This is a genomic window from Glutamicibacter sp. BSL13, assembly GCF_052928425.1.
Genome location: NZ_JAVGCZ010000063.1, coordinates 1 through 15,521, shown reverse-complemented (window position 1 = coordinate 15,521; position 15,521 = coordinate 1). Strand labels below are relative to the sequence as shown.

The 15,521-nt window shown below is 66.9% G+C and carries 10 protein-coding genes and 1 pseudogene; 10 read left to right on the top strand and 1 reads right to left on the bottom strand.

Annotation, left to right across the window (positions count from 1 at the left end; genetic code table 11):
* A pseudogene (locus tag RCJ92_RS11035) lies at positions 1-742 on the bottom strand (penicillin-binding transpeptidase domain-containing protein); the annotation flags it as partial.
* A gap of 538 nt (positions 743-1,280) precedes the next feature.
* On the opposite strand from RCJ92_RS11035, the gene betT reads away from it, so the two are divergent.
* From betT to RCJ92_RS10985, 10 genes are all read left to right on the top strand, one after another.
* Positions 1,281-3,443 carry a choline BCCT transporter BetT gene (gene betT, locus RCJ92_RS11030; RefSeq protein WP_138173556.1) on the top strand — a complete coding sequence of 721 codons (2,163 nt, stop codon included), beginning with the start codon at positions 1,281-1,283 and terminating at the stop codon, positions 3,441-3,443.
* Positions 3,440-4,978, top strand: a complete 1,539-nt coding sequence (locus tag RCJ92_RS11025; protein WP_343830841.1) for an aldehyde dehydrogenase family protein — start codon at positions 3,440-3,442, stop codon at positions 4,976-4,978. The genes betT and RCJ92_RS11025 overlap by 4 nt, the downstream gene beginning before the upstream one ends.
* A 232-nt stretch (positions 4,979-5,210) precedes the next feature.
* A complete protein-coding gene (locus RCJ92_RS11020; protein ID WP_138925708.1) occupies positions 5,211-6,797 on the top strand; it encodes a GMC family oxidoreductase in 1,587 nt (528 codons plus the stop codon).
* Positions 6,798-6,985: 188 nt separating this feature from the next.
* Positions 6,986-8,188 (top strand): amidohydrolase, encoded by a 1,203-nt coding sequence (locus tag RCJ92_RS11015; RefSeq protein ID WP_446754585.1) that lies wholly within the window; start codon positions 6,986-6,988, stop codon positions 8,186-8,188.
* A gap of 273 nt (positions 8,189-8,461) precedes the next feature.
* On the top strand, positions 8,462-9,550 hold the full coding sequence (locus RCJ92_RS11010; RefSeq protein ID WP_446754584.1) for a BMP family lipoprotein: 1,089 nt from the start codon (positions 8,462-8,464) through the stop codon (positions 9,548-9,550).
* A gap of 120 nt (positions 9,551-9,670) precedes the next feature.
* Positions 9,671-11,212, top strand: a complete 1,542-nt coding sequence (locus tag RCJ92_RS11005) for an ABC transporter ATP-binding protein (RefSeq protein WP_446754583.1) — start codon at positions 9,671-9,673, stop codon at positions 11,210-11,212.
* Between the two features lie 14 nt (positions 11,213-11,226).
* Entirely contained in the window at positions 11,227-12,432 is a 1,206-nt protein-coding gene (locus RCJ92_RS11000; protein WP_391495653.1) for an ABC transporter permease, read from the top strand.
* Positions 12,432-13,712 (top strand): ABC transporter permease, encoded by a 1,281-nt coding sequence (locus tag RCJ92_RS10995; RefSeq protein WP_138173570.1) that lies wholly within the window; start codon positions 12,432-12,434, stop codon positions 13,710-13,712. Before RCJ92_RS11000 ends, RCJ92_RS10995 begins: the two co-directional genes overlap by 1 nt.
* Before the next feature lie 2 nt (positions 13,713-13,714).
* Positions 13,715-14,299, top strand: coding sequence for a cytidine deaminase (locus RCJ92_RS10990; RefSeq protein ID WP_349291702.1), 585 nt, complete (start codon positions 13,715-13,717; stop codon positions 14,297-14,299).
* The coding region (locus RCJ92_RS10985) for a thymidine phosphorylase (protein WP_446754582.1) at positions 14,280-15,521 on the top strand (1,242 nt) is incomplete at its 3' end. The genes RCJ92_RS10990 and RCJ92_RS10985, both read left to right, overlap by 20 nt.

The following is a 15,521-nucleotide window of genomic DNA, read 5'->3' as shown; positions in this document are numbered from 1 at the left end:
CGACCGCCCCGGGGATGGCGTTGATCTTTTCATCGGTCGCCTCGCGCTCGGCGTCATCGCGCAACACGATCGCCTCGACCCAGGCCCGTTCCCCGGCCGCGGCGACCCGCTTGGCGTAGTCATCGGGATCCAGGTCCACCAGCTTGGCCAGGGCCCGGGCCGAGTCCTCCCATTCGGAGGCCTCGGCGCGGGTCTTGTCGATGCCCACGCGCACGACCGGACGGTCGGTGACCAGTTTGGCGCCCTTCGCCCCGAGGATGTCACCACGCTGCGCCGCGGTATTCCGGGCGGCCAGGTAGCCGCCCTCCTCCAGGCCGGGGGCCAGGACGGCCGGGTCGAAGCGCAGCTTCCAGTCCTGGGCGTCCTGGTCGTATTCAAAGACCGCGTTGGTTTGGTAGCTCAGGTCGTTCTCACCAGGGTCGACGTCCCATACGGTGTTGATCACCGCGGTCGCGGTCTTCTGCTCACCCTGGGGTTCCTCGTCCACCTCAGCCGACTGCACGGTGTGCGTGTGCCCGATCCCGTCCATGCGCCGGAAGGCTTCCTTGACGATCTGGCTGACCTGCTCGGTATCGGCACCGGCGGCCAAGGGCACCTGCGAAAAGTCGTCGGATTCCAATGCCGCGCTCAGCGCCTCGGCGGCCGGCTTGACCTCCGGGGTGGATTCGCTGCAGGAGGTGAGGGTGGCCGCGAGCAGGGCGGCGGTGGTCAGGGCGCCCAAGGGGCGGAGAACGGGTCGCATGGCGCCATCGTATTCACCCCAGGGTGTTGCAGGCAATTGGTTAAGGGAACCCAAAGCGCATCCGGACATGGCCGGAGTTAATGGCGATGGCGATCCGCTGGCGGAAAACCGGCAACGTTGCATATAGCTGGCCGTGATGGGCGGCCAGGATTCGGGGTGCGTTAATCCCTTGCGCGGAGGCTTGGACCGGCCGGGGCAGCAATGGGTTCTTGACGCCATTTCCGGCAGTGTTAAAGGCGCAGGGATCCGGTCTCGTGGAACGGCTTAGAATGGCCGTTCGGAACGTCACTGGCCCGCCCCAATTTAACGTCACTGTCTCGCCCCAATTTAAGGGTTGAAAGGACACGCCTTGCGGTGCCGCGCAAGAGGCTGCGCACGGTGATTTTCGCCCCAGTCCCGGCCGAACGTGCATCAACTCTCAAATCTGAATCGCAAATCCCTGTGACTAGGCTCGAAGAATAGTTGAAACATGAAGCTTCAAGCGGAATTGTGGTGCATTTCTCGCCCTATTTATTACTCGTTGGTAGGCTCAATGGCCATGACTGCCCCTACGACAACCCCTGAACCACCCAAGACCAGCGGGGAAACTCCGCCTGCGGGCCAGGCGCCCCCACCAAAAACCCGGGTCAACCGGGTGGTGTTCTACGGTTCGGCGCTGCTGGTGCTGGCCATTGCCCTGTGGGCGATCATCGACCGGGAATCGGCCGACGCGGTCATTACCGCGTGCGTCACCTGGATCGGACACACCTTCGGCTGGTACTACACGCTGATCGTCGTGGCGGTGCTGGTCTTCGTCATCGGGATCGCGATCTCCAAGGTGGGCAAGACCCGGCTGGGCCCGGACCACTCCCGGCCCACCTTCAACCTGTTCACCTGGGCGGCGATGCTGTTCGCCGCGGGCATCGGCATCGACCTGATGTTCTTCTCGGTCTCCGAACCGGTCACCCAGTACCTGGCACCGCCGCGCGGGGAGGGTTCCACCGTGGAGGCCGCACGCCAGGCGGTGGTGTGGACGCTGTTCCACTACGGACTCCTGGGTTGGGGGCTCTATGCGCTGATCGGCCTGGCCCTGGGCTACTTCTCCTACCGGCACAACCTGCCGCTGTCGATCCGCTCCGCGCTCTACCCGCTGCTGGGGGACCGGATCCACGGCTGGATCGGGCATGCGGTGGACATCGCCGCGATGCTCGGCACGATCTTCGGCATCGCCACCTCGCTGGGCATCGGCGTCGCCCAGCTGAACTTCGGGCTGAACTTCATGTTCGACATCCCGGAGAACACCATGTGGCAGATCATCCTGATCGTCATCGCGGTGCTGATGGCCACGATCTCGGTGCTCACCGGAGTGGAGAAGGGCATCCGGCGGCTCTCCGAGCTGAACGTGCTGCTGTGCATCGCGCTGATGGTGTTCGTGCTGGTGGCCGGCAGCACTTCGTTCCTCTTCGACGGGATTATCACCAACATCGGCGACACGCTCTCGCGCTTCCCGTCGATGGCGCTGGACACCTTCGCCTTCGACCGCCCCGATGACTGGCTGAACAGCTGGACCCTGTTCTTCTGGGCCTGGTGGATCGCCTGGGCCCCGTTCGTGGGCCTGTTCCTGGCGCGCATCTCCCGCGGCCGGACCATCCGCCAGTTCGTCACCGGCGTGCTGGTCGTGCCGTTCGCGTTCATCCTGCTGTGGATCTCGATCTTCGGCAACAGTGCGCTGGCCCTGGTGCGCGGGGGCAATGAGGCGTTTGGCGAGGTGGCGATGAACACCCCGGAACAGGCGTTCTACTCGCTGCTGGAGCAATACCCGGGCGCGCCGATCACCGCGGCGATCGCCACCTTCACCGGGCTGCTGTTCTACGTCACCAGCGCCGACTCCGGTGCCCTGGTGATGGCGAACTTCACCTCCCACCTGGCCGACCCGCAGTCCGACGGGTCCAAGCCGGTGCGCCTGTTCTGGTCGCTGGCCACCGGCCTGCTGACCCTGGGCATGCTGCTGGTGGGCGGGGTGCCGACCCTGCAGGGCGCCACCGTGATCATGGGGCTGCCGTTCTCCTTCGTGCTGGTGTTCATCATGCTCGGCGTGTTCAAGTCGCTGCGGGTGGAATCCGCGCTGGCCAACAGCTACAAGCACACCATGCACAAGCTGCTCTCCAGCCGCATCGGCACCCCCAACGACCGGCGCAGCTGGAAGCAGCGCCTGGCCCGGACGATGAACTACCCCGGGCACCGGGCCACCAAACGCTACCTGGACGAGGTGGCCCTGCCGGCCCTGGAGGAGGTCAGCCAGGAGTTCTCCGCCCGCGGTGCGGAAGTGGCACTGGATATTGAACGGGTGGAGCACCTGGAGCTGGATTCGCTGGACCTGGTGGTCAGCAACGGGGACGAACGGCCCTTCAAGTACCAGATCTACCCGGTGGCCATGCCGGTGCCCAGCTACGCCAGGGTTTCGGCCGGCAACGACATCTACTACCGCATCGAGGTCTTCTCCCAGGAAGGCAGCCACGGCTACGACCTGATGGGCCTGAACAAGGATCAACTGATCTGCGACGTGCTGGACCAGTACGAGGCGCACATGACGTTCTTGACCACCCAGGTCGAGGCCGAGGGGCCCAGCCTGATCAACAGCAACGGGGTCTCGAAGACCGACTGGGAATCGGACTTCGACACCACCTCCCTACCGATTTCAACCACTAAGGAGCAAGCATGAGCCTGCCACAGGACACCGACTTTCCCCGCAACGAAAACCCGTTGCTGCATTCGGGCGCGACCCTGTTCATCGACGGGAAGTTCCAAAAGGCGGCCTCCGGGCGCACCCGCACCATCCAGTGCCCCGCCAATGGGGTAGCGGTGGCCACGGTCTCCGAGGCCGGCCAGCAGGACTCCGAGGCCGCGATTGCCGCCGCCCGCCGCTCCTTCGACTCCGGGGTGTGGTCCTCGGTGCCGGCCGGAGAGCGCGGGGACTTCCTGCTGAAGGTCGCCGACCGGATCAGCGAGCGCAAGGAGGAGTTTGCGCTGGCCGAAACCCTGGACACCGGCAAGCGGATCGTCGAAGGCCGCCTGGACATGGACGACATCATCGCCAGCTTCCGCTACTTCGGCAAGCTGGCCGGCAACCAGGCCGGACGGATCGTGGACGCCGGGGACGCGAACGTGGTCAGCCGGATCGTACATGAGCCGATCGGCGTGGCCGCGATGATCACCCCCTGGAACTACCCGCTGCTGCAGGCGGCCTGGAAGATCGCCCCGGCGCTGGCCGCCGGCTGCTCGTTCGTGCTCAAGCCCGCGGAGCTGACCCCCTCCACCGCGATCCTGACCATGCAGGTGCTCGATGAGCTCGGCCTGCCGGCCGGGGTGGCGAACCTGGTCACCGGCACCGGGGTCGAAGCCGGCGCGATCCTCTCCGAGCACCGCGACGTGGACCTGGTCTCCTTCACCGGCGGGCTGGTCACCGGGCGCAAGGTGGCCGCCGCGGCCGCCGGCACCGTGAAGAAGGTGGCGCTGGAGCTGGGCGGAAAGAACCCGAACGTGATCTTCGCCGACGCCGACTTCGACGCCGCGGTGGACAACGCGCTGAACGGCGCGTTCGTGCACTCCGGGCAGGTGTGCTCGGCCGGTGCCCGGATCGTGGTGGAGGAATCCATCGCCGAGAAATTCACCGCCGAACTGGTGCGCCGCGCCCAGCAGATCCGCCTGGGCGGCCCGTTCGACGAGCAGACCGAGACCGGCGCGCTGATCTCCGCCGAGCACCTGGCCAAGGTTGACGCCTACGTGCAGGCCGGTATCGCCGAGGGCGCCCGCGTGCTGTGCGGCGGACGGGCCGCAACCGACGAAGACGGCGCGGGCCTGGGCTCCGGGCACTTCTACCTGCCCACCGTGATCGACCAGGTTCGCTCTGGGATGAGCGTGGTCGTCGACGAGGCGTTCGGCCCGGTGGTCACCGTGGAGACCTTCCGCACCGAGGATGAGGCCGTGGCCATCGCCAATGACACCGACTACGGCCTGGCCGGAGCGGTGTGGAGCCAGGACGCCTCGCGCACCCAGCGGGTGGCCGCCCGTCTGCGCCACGGCACCGTGTGGATCAACGACTTCCACCCCTACTTGCCGCAGGCCGAATGGGGCGGCTACGGCCAGTCGGGCGTGGGCCGTGAACTGGGCCCGACCGGACTGGGCGAGTACCAGGAAGCCAAGCACATCTACCACAACCTGGATCCCCAGGTCACCGGCTGGTTCCCCGCCAAGTAGGCGAGCCGCCTCCGGCCCGTTCCGGCGCTGCGCCAGCCTCCTGCGGGGGCGCTGGCGCAGCGCCGGACCCCTGCCCACCGGGGCGTGCCGGACCGGCCCGGCACGGCCTCGCTGACCCGGCGGCGGCCGGGGCCGCAAACACAGACACAGACACTGAGCAAGACAATGCCAACGCAAGGTAACGCAGAAGTGTAGCAACGCAATCGTGCAGTAACGACGAGGAGAATGACTGATGCATCAGGACAGTGCAAAAACCGACTTCGACTACATCATCATCGGCGGCGGATCGGCCGGCGCCGTGGTGGCGGCCCGACTCAGTGAGGACCCCGAGGTCAGCGTGGCGCTGGTGGAGGCCGGCCCCGATGACCGCGGCATCGATGAGGTGCTGCAGCTGAACCGCTGGATGGAGCTGCTGGAGTCCGGGTACGACTGGGACTACCCGATCGAACCGCAGGAGAACGGCAACTCGTTCATGCGCCACTCGCGCGCGAAGGTGATGGGCGGATGCTCCAGCCACAACTCCTGCATCGCCTTCTGGGCCCCGCGCGAGGACCTGGATGAGTGGGAGAGCAAGTTCGGCGCCACCGGGTGGAACTCGCAGATGGCCTACCGGCTGTACAAGAAGCTGGAAACCAATGAGGACGCCGGGCCCGAGGCCCCGCACCATGGCGATTCCGGCCCGGTGAAGCTGATGAACGTTCCGGCCGAGGACCCCTGCGGCGTGGCCATCCTGGACGCCTGCGAGCAGATCGGCCTGCCCCGGACGAAGTTCAACAACGATGAAACCGTGATCAACGGCGCGAACTTCTTCCAGATCAACCGCCGCGAAGACGGCACCCGCTCCTCCTCGTCGGTCTCCTACATCCACCCGATCCGGAACCGGGAGAACTTCACCCTGCTCACCGGCCTGCAAGCGCGCCAGCTGAACTTCGACGCCGAGCGCAACTGCACCGGCGTGGACGTGGTGGAGGGCGCGTTCGGGCGCACCACCACCCTGAACGCCCGGCGCGAGGTGATCGTCTCGGCCGGCGCGATCGACTCGCCCAAGCTGCTGATGCTCTCGGGCATCGGCCCGGCCGAGCACCTGTCCCAGGTGGGTGTGCAGGTCGTGGTCGACGCTCCGGGCGTCGGCGAGCACCTGCAGGACCACCCGGAGGGCGTGATCCAGTGGGAGGCCAAGAAGCCCATGGTGGAAACCTCCACCCAGTGGTGGGAGATCGGCATCTTCGCCGCCACCGAAGAGGGGCTGGACCGCCCGGACCTGATGATGCACTACGGGTCGGTGCCCTTCGACATGCACACCCTGCGCCAGGGTTACCCGAGCACCGAGAACGGCTTCTGCCTGACCCCGAACGTCACCCACGCCAAGTCGCGCGGCACCGTGCGCCTGCGCAGCCGGGACTTCCGCGACAAGCCGATGGTGGATCCGCGCTACTTCACCGACCCGGAGGGCCACGACCGCAAGGTGATGACCTACGGGATCCGCAAGGCCCGTGAGATCGTCGCCCAGTCGCCGATGGCCGAATGGGCGGGCCAGGAGCTCTACCCGGGACAGGACGTGCAGAGCGACGAGGAGATCTTCGACTACCTGCGCCGCACCCACAACACCGTGTACCACCCGGCCGGCACCGTGCGCATGGGCGCCGATGACGATGTGCTCTCCCCGCTGGATGCGCAGCTGCGCGTCAAGGGCGTCAAGGGCCTGCGCGTGGCCGACGCCTCGGTGATGCCCGAACTGGTGACCGTGAACCCGAACATCACCGTGATGATGATTGGTGAGCGCTGCGCCGAGATGATCCGCGAGGACCAGGCCTCCTAACCGGAGCCGGCTGCCGGACGGCAACGCCTCGGCCCCCGCGTCGCCCCCGTTTTTGGGGTGCGGTGCGGGGGCCGAGGTGTTTGGCAAGCCCTTGGCGTGGCCCTGGCATGGGCAGCAGTGTTTCACGGTTCGCTGCAAGATTACGCAGAAACTATCCCAGCGGACCTACCGACGCGTATCTTCGAAGGATGCGGACAGTGAAGTATCGGAATGCCACCATCCCCTCGGTCAAGCCCTGGGTTGAGCAGCTGCTGCCCGAATTGATCGACTTCCGGCGCGACGTGCACCGCAATCCGGAGCTGTCCTTCGCCGAATACCGCACCACCGAGATGATCCTGGCCCAGCTGCGGGCCGCCGGGCTGGAACCGGTGCCGATGAACAACACCGGCGCCTGGGTCGATGTGGGCCGCGGGGAGCTTGCCATCGGGCTGCGTGCGGACATCGACGCGCTGCCGGTGCTGGAGGAAACCGGCCTGCCCTACGCCTCGGTCAACGAGGGGGTGGCCCACGCGTGTGGCCACGACATCCACACTACGGTCATGCTCGGGGCCGCGCTGACCCTGAAGAAGCTGGATGACGAGGGGCTGCTCAATGCCCGCGTGCGGGTGATCTTCCAGCCGGCGGAGGAGAAGATCCCCGGCGGCGCGCTGTCGGTGATCGAACAGGGCGTGCTGGACGAGGTGCCGCGCATCCTGGCGCTGCACTGCGACCCGCGCATCGACGTGGGGCAGATCGGCACCCGCATCGGGGCAATCACCTCGGCCAGCGACACCATCCGCATTGAGGTCAACGGCCGCGGCGGGCATACCTCGCGCCCGCACCTGACCGAGGACGTCGTGTTTGCGATGAGTCAGATCGCCACCCAGGTCCCGGCGGTGCTGGGGCGCAAGGTCGACGTGCGCTCGGCCGTGTCGGTGGTGTGGGGCCAAATTCACGCCGGCAGCGCCCCGAACGCGATTCCGGCCACCGGCTACCTAGCCGGAACCATGCGCTGCCTGGATGGGGAGGCCTGGTTCGCCGCCGGGCAGCTGCTGGATGAGACGGTCCGCCAGGTCTCGGCCCCCTACGGCGTGGAGATCAAGCTGCAGCACACCCGCGGGGTGCCGCCGGTGGTGAACACGGCCGAGGAGACCGGGCTGATTGAAAGCGCCGCCCGGTTTGAAATCGGCTCGCAGAACATCGGCCTGACCCCGCAGTCGATGGGCGGGGAGGACTTCGCCTGGATGACCCAGAAGGTTCCCGGGGCGATGTTGCGCCTGGGCACCCGCACCCCGGGCGGGGAGACGTTTGATCTGCACCGTGGGGACTATATTCCCGATGAGCGATGCATCGGGGTGGGGGCCTCGGTGATGGTCGGTGCGTGTCTGCGCGCGATTGCCGACCTTGACTAGTGCTTCTGCGCCCAGCCCGGGCGAAAATTTTTAGCGGATCTTTGACAATGACGTAAAACGCTCTGACGTGGCCTTTGACGTTAAGCGCTTGCCGTGAATGTGTTGCAAGTTACCGCTTTGTAATCTCCAGCCGGTGTACCTGTGCCTGATCTCATATAGGCTATGGAAACGATGGGATCGTTAGCACTGGCGCAGCGAACGGCAAAGTAGTTTTCCGCTGGGTTACAGGTGCCTGGCCTCCCGGATATCTCGCAACGCTCTATGGAGGATTACATGCGCTTCGCATCGCGTAAGGCCAGTGTGGCCGCTGCCATGCTCGGTATTTCTGCACTGGCCCTTTCCGCTTGTGGCCAGGCCCCGGAAGAAGGCGGCGCCAACGCCGACAAGTCGGACTACACCGGCTGCATCGTCTCGGACTCCGGCGGCTTCGACGACCAGTCCTTCAACGAGTCCTCCTACCGCGGCCTGAAGAAGGCCGAAGAGGACCTGGGCATCCAGGCCAAGGAAGCCGAATCCAAGTCCAACGCCGACTTCGCTAGCAACCTGCAGGGCATGATGAACGCCGGCTGCAACATGACCGTGACCATCGGTTACATGCTGGGTGACGCCACCGAGAAGGCCGCCGCGGAGAACCCGGACAAGCACTTCGCGATCGTTGACTTCCAGTACGAAAACAAAATCGAGAACGTCAAGCCGATCATCTACGACACCGCCGAGGCCGCGTTCCTGGCCGGCTATGTCGCCGCGGCCACTTCGAAGACCGGCACCGTGGCCACTTACGGCGGCATCAAGCTGCCGACCGTGACCATCTTCATGGACGGCTTTGCCGACGGCGTGGAGAAGTTCAACAAGGACAAGGGCGAGAACGTCAAGCTGCTGGGCTGGAACAAGGACAAGCAAGACGGCACCTTCACCGGCGACTTCGAGAAGCAGGACAAGGGCAAGCAGGTCACCAAGACCTTCATCAGCCAGGGTGCTGACGTGATCATGCCGGTCGCCGGGCCGGTCGGCAAGGGCTCCGGCGCCGCGGTGAAGGAAGAAAATGCGGCCGGCAAGGACGTCAAGCTCGTCTGGGTTGACTCCGACGGCTTTGAAACCGCTCCGGACTACAAGGACGTCATGCTCACCTCGGTCATCAAGACCATGGACCAGGCCGTCGAGGACGTCATCAAGGAAGACACCGAGGGCAACTTCGACGCCACCCCGTACGTGGGCACCCTGGAGAACGGCGGCGTGGGCATCGCCCCGTTCCACAACTTCGAAGATGAGGTCAGCGACGAGACCAAGTCCGAGGTGGAGGCGCTGAAGCAGCAGATCATCTCCGGCGAGCTGAAGGTCGAATCCCAGGCCAGCCCCAAGTAAGGGCCACAACACCCCTAACCGTCATGGAGCGTGCCACCGCTCACCGCCCGAGCGGTGCGCGGCTGGTGCGCTCCATGACTGTGTCCAACCTGAACCCAAACAACCAAAGATGGTGGGATCGTGAAACTCGAACTGCGGGGAATCTCCAAGGCCTTCGGTTCCTTCTATGCCAACAAGGGCATAGACCTGGTGGTCGATGACGGGCAAATCCACTGCCTGCTCGGCGAGAATGGCGCCGGCAAATCCACACTGATGAACGTGCTCTACGGGCTCTACGAGCCCACCGAGGGGCAGATCCTGGTCGACGACCAGCCGGTGGAGTTCAGCGGACCGGGCGACGCGATGGCCGCGGGCATCGGCATGGTGCACCAGCACTTCATGCTGATCCCGGTCTTCACCGTGGCCGAGAACGTGGCGCTGGGTTCGGAGGCCACCAAGGCCGCCGGCGTGCTGGACCTGGATGTCACCCGGGCCAAGATCCGGGAGATTTCCGAACGCTATGGCTTCCACGTGGATCCGGACGCGCTGGTGGAGGACCTGCCGGTGGGTGTGCAGCAGCGCGTGGAAATCATCAAGGCGCTGGTGCGCGAGGCCAAGGTGCTGATCCTGGACGAGCCCACCGCGGTGCTCACCCCGCAGGAAACCGACGAGCTGCTGGAGATCATGCGCCAGCTCAAGGCCAACGGCACCTCGATCGTGTTCATTTCCCACAAGCTGCGCGAGGTCAAGGCGGTCTCCGATGTGATCACCGTGATCCGCCGCGGCGAGGTCGTGGGCAGTGTCGAACCGGACACCGACACCACCGAACTGGCCAACCTGATGGTGGGGCGCTCGGTGCAGCTGACCCTGCAGAAGGAGCCGGCGGTGCCCGGGGAGGCGACCTTCCAGGTGCGCGACCTGTCGGTCGTCGACGAGGCCGGCACCACGACCCTGGACCAGGTGTCCTTCGACATCCGCCAGGGCGAGATCCTGGCCGTGGCCGGCGTGCAGGGCAACGGCCAGACCGAATTGACCGAGGCGATCCTGGGCACCCAGGCGGTCACCGGCGGCTCGGTGAAGCTGCAGGGCAAGGAGCTAATCGGCCAGAGCGTGAAGCAGGTGCTGCGCTCGGGGGTCGGCTTCGTGCCCGAGGACCGTTCCGTGCACGGGCTGGTCGCCGAGTTCTCCATCGAGGAGAACCTGGTGCTGGACCTGTACGACCGTGCCCCCTTCGCCAAGGGGGTGTCGATGAACCTGGGCGAGCTGCGGCGCAACGCCGCCAAGCAGATCCAGGACTTCGACGTGCGCACCGACAACCAGCTGAACTCGGCCTCCAGCCTCTCGGGAGGCAACCAGCAGAAGGTGGTGATGGCGCGCGAGCTTTCCCGCCCGCTGAAGCTGTTCATCGCCTCCCAACCCACCCGCGGCGTGGATGTGGGCTCGATCGAATTCCTGCACCGGCGGATCGTGGCCGAACGCGACGCCGGCACCCCGGTGATGATCGTGTCCACCGAGCTGGATGAGGTGATGGAGCTGGCCGACCGGATCGCGGTGCTCTACAAGGGCCGGGTCAACGGGATCGTGCCGGCCGGAACCCCACGCGAGGTGCTGGGACTGATGATGGCCGGGGTATCGGCCGAGGAAGCCATGGCGCAACACCAGGCGGAAGGAGAAGGCCAGTGAGCCAGACCAAGACCGTGCAGCCGCCCAACGGCGGCGCCGCGCAGCAGGGCAACGACCTGTTCCGCAAGATCACCCAGGGCCCGGGCATGGTCTCGGTGCTGGGGGTGATCGTGGCCCTGGTGATCGGCGGGCTGCTGATTGCCGTGACCGACGAGAAGGTCATCAAGACCGCCGGGTATTTCTTCGCCCGGCCCACCGACTTCCTCTCCGCGCTGTGGCACGCGGGCACCGAATCCTATGTGGCGCTGTTCAACGGCTCGATCTACAACTCGGCCCGGGGCTTCGCCCCGTTCCTGGAGACGCTGACCGTCTCCACGCCGCTGATCTGTGCCGGGCTGGGCGTGGCGCTGGCCTTCCGGGCCGGGCTGTTCAACATCGGCGCGCAGGGGCAGATCATCATTGGCGCGACGATGGCCGCCTACGCCGGGTTCGCCTGGCACCTGCCGATCGTGCTGCACCTGCTGGTCGTGATCATCTTCGGCCTGCTCGGCGGCGCGATCTGGGGCGGGCTGGTGGGCGTGCTCAAGGCCCGAACCGGCGCGCACGAGGTGATCTTGACGATCATGTTCAACTATGTGGCGCTGTACCTGCTGGACTACCTGATGAACACCGCGGCGTTCCGCCGCCCCGGAGGCACCAACCCGATCTCCCCGGTGCTTGATTCCACCGCCGTCTTCCCGGCGCTGCCCGGTTCCCGGCTGCACCTGGGGTTCCTGATGGCGATCGCGCTGACCATTTTCGTGGCCTGGCTGCTCAAGCGCTCCACGCTGGGCTTTGAGCTGCGCGCGGTGGGGCACAACCCGGCCGCCGCACAGACCGCCGGGGTGAACGTGGCCCGCGCGACCATGCTGGCAATGGCGTTGGCCGGGGCGCTGGCCGGGGCCGCGGGCGTGGCGCAGGTGGCGGGCACCGAGAAGGTGCTCACCGCCGGGATCGCCGGGTCGCTGGGTTTTGACGCGATCACCGTGGCGCTGCTGGGCCGCTCCACCCCATGGGGCACCTTCTTTGCCGGGCTGCTCTTTGGCGCCTTCCGCGCCGGCGCGGTGAACATGCAGATCTCCACCGGTACCCCGATCGACATCGTGCTGGTGGTCCAGTCCCTGATCGTGCTGTTCATTGCGGCCCCGCCGCTGGTGAAGGCGATCTTCGGCCTGAACAAGAAGAAGCGCGCGCGTGCCGCGTCCTCCAAGCGTCCCGTTTCGACTAAGGCTGGTGCCTGATGACCGCACAGACTTTGCCTACCTCCGTGCTGCCCACCCGTCCGGCGGTGCCGATCAAGACCCCGGTGTTCCTGTCGGTGATTGCCGTGCTGGTGCTGGTGGGCTTTGGCCTGCTGGGCAGCAGCGAGGCCGCGCACTTCCGCCTCTCCAGCGCCGGGGACGCGTTCGAACTGCCCACCCTGGTCTTCCCGGGCCAGGCCACCAACCTGGTGATCGGCGTGCTGCTGGCGGCCGGCGCGGTCTACTCCTGGGTGCGGCGCAGGCAGGGGCTGGCCACCGAACGCTGGATCGTGATCGTCTTCGCGGTCCTGTTCGTGCTTTCGTTCCTGATCTGGGTGGTCTCCGGGGCGAACGTGACCACCATTTCGCTGGCCTCCCTGCTGGCCGGGGCCGTGGTGCTGGCCGTGCCGCTGGTGTTCGGTTCGCTGTCCGGGGTGCTGTGCGAGCGGTCGGGCGTGGTGAACATCGCCATTGAGGGCCAGCTGCTGGCCGGCGCCTTCACCGCCGCGATTGTTGCCTCCACCACCGGCAACGTGTTCGCCGGGCTGGTCGCCGCCGGCGTGGCCGGGGCCCTGGTCTCACTGATCCTGGCATTGTTCTCCATCAAGTACCTGGTCAACCAGATCATCGTCGGCGTGGTGCTAAACGTGCTGGTCTCCGGGGTGACCGGGTTCCTGTTCACCACGGTGATGCAGCGCGACCCGGAACTGTTCAACTCGCCCGGGCGCCTGCCGATCATCGAGATTCCCGGGCTGAGCGCCATCCCGGTCATCGGCCCGATCCTGTTCAAGCAGTCCGTGGTCGGCTACCTGATGTACATTGCGGTGTTCCTGGTCTGGTTCGGGCTGTACAAGACCCGCTGGGGCCTGCGTGTGCGGGCGGTGGGCGAGCATCCCAAGGCCGCGGACACCCTGGGCATCAAGGTCAACGTGATGCGCTTTTGGAACGTCACCCTGGGCGGGATCGTGGCCGGCATCGGCGGCTCCTTCTTCACCCTGGTGGCCATCGACTCCTTCACCAAGGAGATCTCCGGCGGGCGCGGCTTCATCGCCCTGGCCGCGGTGATCTTCGGGCGCTGGAACCCGATCGGCGCGTTCATGGCGGCCCTGCTGTTCGGTTTCGCCGACAACCTGCAGGTGACCCTGACGATCATCGGCACCCCGGTGCCCAGCCAGTTCATGGCGATGATGCCCTATCTGGTGACCATCTTCGCCGTGGCCGGACTGGTGGGCCGCTCCCGCGGTCCGGCCGCGGTGGGCGAACCGTACACGAAGGAGTAGCCGTGCCGTCACAGCCCCGCCCGCAGGGCGATCCTGCGCAGATCCCGGTGCCCGAGGGCGGGCAGGAAGAGCGGATCTGGTCGCGGCTGCACGCTGCGGCCACCGCGGCCCTGGACAACGCCTACGTGCCGTACTCGAATTTCCAGGTCGGAGCCGCGGCCCTGAGCAGCGACGGGCGCCTGGTCTCCGGGTGCAACATCGAAAACGCGGCCTACGGGGTGACCCTGTGCGCCGAATGCTCGATGCTCGGCCAGCTGTTCGCCACCGGCGGCGGAACCCTGGCCCACTTCCTGTGCCTGGGCCGCCCCGTCGGCGGGCAGGCGGAGCTGATCACCCCGTGCGGGCGCTGCCGGCAGCTGCTCTACGAGCACCGCGGCAACCCGTTGCGGATCAAGACCGCCCGCGGGGTGCGCAGCATCGACGAGCTGCTGCCCGACGCATTCGGGCCGCAGAACCTGGAACGCACCGGACACCGCGAACCCGCCGGGCCGGGCCCGGCAGGAGCCGGGGCGCGGACACTACCTGAGACGCCAGCGCGGCAGAGCGCGCAGCAGGAGGAGGAGCAAGATGGCAATGGAGGCCTTTGACGCGGTTGAGGTGATCCGCACCAAACGCGACGGCGGGCGGCTGAGCCCGCAGATGATCGACTGGACCATCGACGCCTACACCCGCGGGGTGATCGCCGAGGAGCAGATGGCGGCGCTGAACATGGCGATCTTCCTGAACGGGATGGACCGGGCGGAAATCGCGCGCTGGACCACCGCGATGATCAACTCCGGACAGCGCATGGACTTCTCCACGCTCACCGACGCCTCCGGGCGGCGCCTGGCGACCACCGACAAGCACTCCACCGGCGGGGTGGGGGACAAGATCACCCTGCCGCTGGCGCCCCTGGTGGCGGTGTTCGGGGTGGCGGTCCCGCAGCTGTCCGGGCGCGGGCTGGGGCACACCGGAGGCACCCTGGACAAGCTCGAATCCATTCCCGGATGGCGGGCCAACCTGAGCAATGAGCAGATGTTCGCCCAGCTATCCGAGGTCGGCGCCGTGATCTGCGCGGCCGGGGCGGGGCTGGCGCCGGCGGACAAGAAGCTCTATGCGCTGCGCGACGTCACCGGCACCGTGGAGGCCATCCCGCTGATCGCCTCCTCCATCATGAGCAAGAAGATCGCCGAGGGCACCGGCACCCTGGTGCTGGATGTGAAGGTCGGCTCCGGGGCGTTCATGAAGGACGAGGCCAGCGCGCGCGAACTGGCAACCACCATGGTCAACCTGGGCGCGGACGCGTCGGTGAACACCGTGGCGCTGCTGACCAACATGGACACCCCGCTGGGGCTGAGCGCCGGCAACGCGATCGAGGTCGCCGAATCGGTGCAGGTCCTGGCCGGCGGCGGACCGCAGGACGTGGTTGAGCTGACCGTGGCGCTGGCCGAGGAAATGCTGGCCGGTGCCGGGGTGCGCGATGTGGACGTGCGCGCGGCGCTGAACGACGGGCGGGCGATGGACAAGTGGCGGGCCATGATTTCCGCCCAGGGCGGGGACCCGGACGCGCCGCTGCCGCAGGCGAAGGAATCGCACACGATCTACGCCCCGGCCGAGGGCAGCGTGCTGCGCCTGGACGCGATGGACATCGGCCTGGCCGCCTGGACGCTGGGCGCCGGGCGGGCCCGCAAGGAGGATGCGGTGCAGGCCGGGGCGGGGGTGCAGCTGCACGTCAAGCCCGGGGCCCTGGTGCGCCGCGGGCAGCCGATCGCCACCCTGCTGACCGACACCCCCCAAAAAATCGAGCGCGCCGCGGCGCTGGTGGAACGC

Excerpts from the sequence above, each read along its gene's own strand:
- betT (WP_138173556.1), top strand. The coding sequence starts at position 1,281 with ATGACTGCCCCTACGACAACCCCTGAACCACCCAAGACCAGCGGGGAA.
- RCJ92_RS11025 (WP_343830841.1), top strand. The coding sequence starts at position 3,440 with ATGAGCCTGCCACAGGACACCGACTTTCCCCGCAACGAAAACCCGTTG.
- RCJ92_RS11020 (WP_138925708.1), top strand. The coding sequence starts at position 5,211 with ATGCATCAGGACAGTGCAAAAACCGACTTCGACTACATCATCATCGGC.
- RCJ92_RS11015 (WP_446754585.1), top strand. The coding sequence starts at position 6,986 with ATGCGGACAGTGAAGTATCGGAATGCCACCATCCCCTCGGTCAAGCCC.
- RCJ92_RS11010 (WP_446754584.1), top strand. The coding sequence starts at position 8,462 with ATGCGCTTCGCATCGCGTAAGGCCAGTGTGGCCGCTGCCATGCTCGGT.
- RCJ92_RS10995 (WP_138173570.1), top strand. The coding sequence starts at position 12,432 with ATGACCGCACAGACTTTGCCTACCTCCGTGCTGCCCACCCGTCCGGCG.